General features: G+C 45.0%; 2 protein-coding genes. Both read right to left on the bottom strand.

Annotated features, from left to right (window positions below; genetic code table 11):
* Positions 1–186: 186 nt before the first annotated feature.
* On the bottom strand, positions 187–792 hold the full coding sequence (gene ccoO / locus A3735_RS06760; RefSeq protein ID WP_068506531.1) for a cytochrome-c oxidase, cbb3-type subunit II: 606 nt from the start codon (positions 790–792) through the stop codon (positions 187–189).
* The coding region (locus tag A3735_RS06755; protein WP_197485719.1) for a cbb3-type cytochrome c oxidase subunit I at positions 792–1,199 on the bottom strand (408 nt) is incomplete at its 5' end. The genes ccoO and A3735_RS06755, both read right to left, overlap by 1 nt.

Here is a 1,199-nt window from a genome sequence, read left to right as displayed (position 1 = left end):
ATTAGGCCTCACTTTTTTCTTTGTTATTGCAAGTATTCGTTGCAGTGTTATCCAAGGGAAGATTTGCCATTTCCTCGAACGCTTCTTTACGCTTGCCACTCCAGCTCCAGAAGCAAATTCCGATGAACGTAAGCAAAAGCATGCCGGTCATTAAACCGCTTAGTGTGTGCTGTAATTCGCCCATGCTTATCTCCCGTTGTTTGCAGTGCCAAGCACTTGCAAGTATGCAATCAAAGCATCGATTTCAGTCATATTTGCTAGCTGGGCGGGCCCGTTAGCGATTTCTTCGTCTGAATAGGGATGGCCTAGTAAACGTAAGGCTTCCATTTTGCTTATAATGCTATCAGTTTCTGCTGGTGCCTCGGCTAACCAAGGGAAGCTTGGCATATTTGATTCAGGCACCAAATCACGAGGATTGATTAAATGTATACGATGCCATTCATCAGAGTAACGGCCACCAACGCGTGCCAAATCAGGACCTGTTCGTTTCGAACCCCACTGGAACGGGCGGTCGTAAACTGATTCACCTGCAACTGACGGAGGGCCATATCGCAACACTTCATCAGCGAAAGGTCTAACCATCTGTGAGTGACAGTTGTAACAACCTTCACGAATGTAGATGTCGCGGCCCGCTAGCTGAACCGCTGTGTAAGGTTTAACGCCTGGTGCTGGTTCTGTCGTTTGTGTTTGAAACATCAGCGGAACGATTTCAACCAAACCGGCAACACTAATTACTAGGGCAATTAATACACCAAGTAGTGCGCTGTTCTTTTCAATAGTTTGATGATTCATTATGCTGCCTCCTTGTTGGATGCTTCGTTGTCTAACTCGGAAGAACCGATGGTTTTAATTACGTTATATGCCATCATCAACATACCAACCAAGAACATTAATCCACCAAGTACACGTACGACATAGTAGGGGTAGCTAGCTTTGATACTTTCAATGAAAGTATATGTCAGCGTACCGTCGTCACCCATGTCTCTCCACATTAGGCCTTGCATTACACCAGCGATCCACATTGATGCTATATAAAGTACTACACCAATTGTTGCGATCCAGAAATGACTGTTTATCAGCGATTCGCTATACATGCGCTTTTTGTTAAATAGCTCAGGAACAAGCATGTAAACGGAACCGATAGTAATAAAAGCAACCCAACCAAGCGCACCTGAATGAACGTGCCCAACTGTCCAGTC

This window comes from Oleiphilus sp. HI0061 (genome assembly GCF_001635675.1).
This window is presented reverse-complemented; position numbering and strand designations above follow the sequence as displayed.

Excerpts from the sequence above, each read along its gene's own strand:
- ccoO (WP_068506531.1), bottom strand. The coding sequence starts at position 792 with ATGAATCATCAAACTATTGAAAAGAACAGCGCACTACTTGGTGTATTA.